This is a genomic window from Streptomyces bicolor (assembly GCF_000719285.1).
Taxonomy (GTDB): Bacteria; Actinomycetota; Actinomycetes; order Streptomycetales; family Streptomycetaceae; genus Streptomyces; species Streptomyces bicolor.
This window is the reverse complement of record NZ_JOFS01000095.1, coordinates 1-1,442: the sequence shown is the minus strand read 5'-3', so window position 1 is coordinate 1,442 and position 1,442 is coordinate 1. Positions and strand designations below refer to the sequence as shown.

General features: G+C 68.2%; 1 protein-coding gene. It reads right to left on the bottom strand.

The window, feature by feature from the left end; all coding sequences use genetic code 11:
* Positions 1–54: 54 nt before the first annotated feature.
* Positions 55–1,290: an IS701 family transposase gene (locus tag IF78_RS0142760; protein ID WP_051828698.1), complete on the bottom strand. Its 1,236-nt coding sequence runs from the start codon at positions 1,288–1,290 to the stop codon at positions 55–57.
* Positions 1,291–1,442 lie beyond the last annotated feature (152 nt).

Below are 1,442 nucleotides of genomic sequence, written 5' to 3'. Positions count from 1 at the left end.
GGTAGTGGCACTGCCGGGCCACGGCCTGACGCCTTCGCCGCCATCGCGACCATCTCAGCGCATGGATGCGAAGTGGCGGGCGGGGCCGGTGTGCGGGGCCAGTTGCCAGGAGCCGTCGGACTTCTGCCACGGTGAGCGGAACCAGGGTGGAACCGTTTCTGCATCCCCCTTTGCCGCCGCCTGGGCTGCCGTGGCCGCGAGAAAGGCATGCGCGAGCATGGCCAGGGTGATGTGCCTCATCCAGCCGACATAGCGGCGGACTTCGTACTGGTCCAGGCCGCACTCGTTCTTCGCGGCCTGGAAGCATTCCTCGATCGCCCACCGGCGCCCGGCAACGCGCACGAGCCGGTCAACGTTGGTGCCCACTGGCGCGTATGCGAGGTAGTAGGCGATCTGATCGGGTCTGCTGATACTGCGCCGGGCCAGCGCCCAGCGGTGATGGGTGGGCCGCTCACCGTCGAAGTCCTCGATCACCGGGAGCTGGACAGCCGCCCAGTCATAGACGCGCGGGCCCTTGGCGCCGTCGCCGCACGAACGTCGCTCCCACGCCTCATCCGGAGCCTGGCCGAAGAGATAGTCGATCCGGCCGAAGCGTGGCACCGGCTGGGACTTCGGGACGGCGAGCACGTAGCCGACCGCGGCTTCTTCCAGAATCCGGCGAAAACGCCATTCCTGGCCGTAGGCGGCATCCGCGGTCACCCAGGAGATCGGCAGCGGGGAGGCGAGTGCGCGCAGCACTATGGCCCTGGCCAGCTCTGGTTTGGTGGCGAAGGCCCTCTCATCAGGGATCTTTGCGGCGCGGCAGCGTTCGCGGTCGTCCGTCCAGGACTTGGGCAGATACAGCTCGCGGTCCACCAGGGCGCGTGCGCGGGTGGTGGCGTAGGCGGCGAAGACGCCGATCTGGCAGTTCTCGGTGCGGCCGGCGGTGCCGGAGTACTGGCGCTGCACGCCCGCGGAGGTGGTGCCCTTCTTGATGAAGCCGGTGTCGTCGAGGATGAGGACTCCGTCGACTTGGCCGAGTTTGTCGGCGACGTATGTCTGCAGGTCGTCGCGGAGGTCGTCGGCGTTCCAGGTGGCTCCGTTCAGCAGCCGCTGCAGGCCGTCGGGGGTGCGGTGGCCTGCGTGTTCGGCAAGTTGCCAGCCGTTTTTGCGGCCGACCGGGCCGAGCAGGGCGCGGACGTAGTCGCGCATGCGCCGTCGCAGGTCGGCGCGGCCGAAGCGGTGGCCGATGCGCAGGAAGAGGTCGTCGAGTTCACGGTCCCAGGTCGCGTCGGCAAGGTCGTCGATCACGCGGGAAAGCTGCCCTCATCACCGCGCAGACAGTTCTCGATGCCACTCATTGGAGGGGCGGTCCGGCAAGACCGCCCCTGACATGCCAGCAGCCAACTACACTCCCGACGATGCCTCTGACCAGGCCAGATAGCGAAACGCTGCTGGAGTAC